The organism is Nodosilinea sp. LEGE 07298 (genome assembly GCF_015207265.1).
In the GTDB taxonomy this organism is placed as follows: Bacteria; Cyanobacteriota; Cyanobacteriia; order Phormidesmidales; family Phormidesmidaceae; genus Nodosilinea.
Genome location: NZ_JADEXE010000597.1, coordinates 1 through 1,150, shown reverse-complemented (window position 1 = coordinate 1,150; position 1,150 = coordinate 1). Strand labels below are relative to the sequence as shown.

Annotated in this window: 1 protein-coding gene and 1 pseudogene; both read left to right on the top strand. The window is 57.7% G+C overall.

Annotated features, from left to right (window positions below):
- Positions 1-832 (top strand): annotated as a pseudogene (locus IQ273_RS33310) (hypothetical protein); the annotation flags it as partial.
- Entirely contained in the window at positions 829-1,131 is a 303-nt protein-coding gene (locus tag IQ273_RS33305; RefSeq protein ID WP_194027340.1) for a hypothetical protein, read from the top strand. The pseudogene IQ273_RS33310 and the gene IQ273_RS33305, both read left to right, overlap by 4 nt.
- The last annotated feature ends 19 nt before the right edge of the window (positions 1,132-1,150 follow it).

The following is a 1,150-nucleotide window of genomic DNA, read 5'->3' as shown; positions in this document are numbered from 1 at the left end:
CCCCCATTATTCCCCCGAACCAACCGCCCTTGAAGAACCAGCCCAAGCTCCTGTTGAGCCGATTCCCCAGCCCCAGACCCCAGCGCCAGCGTCTAAGGAGCCTGAATTTCAGGTACAAAATCTGTTTGACCTCGACCAGTTCAATGGGGGAAACCAAAATGGACACAAGGGTCGTCAGACTGCCGATCCAGCCTGGACTAGCTCGGCAGGAGAACCTCAGCCAACAGCGCCAGTATCAAAGGTCATTACAGCGCAGCCTACAGAATCATTGCCAGCGCCTACGGTTCCAGCAGTAGCCGAGCAGGGGCAACAGGTAAATGAGGTAGTGCCGGAGTCCCCAGGACCGTTACAGCATTCAGCCCTAGACACCCTGCGCGACTGGTATCGCGCTGCCCGCGATTTGGGCCATGACCCGCTGCACCTGGAACAGATCAAGCAGTTAGGCTTTTCAGCCAAACAGGCCAACGGCAACGGCTTTAGCCTTGCGCCAAACCTACAGCAGGCGATGGCTCAAGATCTGGCCCAATATCAGGCATTGCAGCAGCGGGGAGAATATGTGGCCCAAGCCTCCCAGAAAATCTTGTCGGTGATCGGGCAGACCCGAGGCACACACACACAGTTTCGCGGCAAAGTCTATGAACTGAAACAGACCGCCGACCGGCTGACCGTCCGCCGGGTGACACCTCAACCCCAGACCATTCTGGAAATGGCCCAGGGGAAAATTCAACGCACGGTGGTGACAGCTGAAGACTGTCAACGGTTTCAGCGATTTGTGCAGCGCCTAGAATCAGACCGTGTTCCCACCCCGACATCAGCAGGACTTGAACGATGATGACCCTGGCCCCCTTGCCCGCCGACTACCGTCCCCAGTCCATCGTGATTTTGTGCGATGGGCAAAAGGCCGTGCATGTGGAAGGCAATGAAATGCAGCTCGATGTGGAATGGACAGCGGAGCGCGAACCCGATCGCCTGGAGATGTTTTGGGATGGGGTATTGGTCTATGCCCTGGTGAACCAGCAGCCCACGGTCAACCGTCTGGAACTGGTCACGGGCGCTGTCCACCCCATGGAATGGATCTTTCAAACCCCAGCGGGTCAAGCCGATGAACCCAGCCCTTTGCGCCACGTTTGATTGGCTACGGGTGCAGGGG

Bases quoted from the DNA above. Each gene is read 5' to 3' on its own strand.
- IQ273_RS33305 (WP_194027340.1), top strand. From the start codon at position 829: ATGATGACCCTGGCCCCCTTGCCCGCCGACTACCGTCCCCAGTCCATC.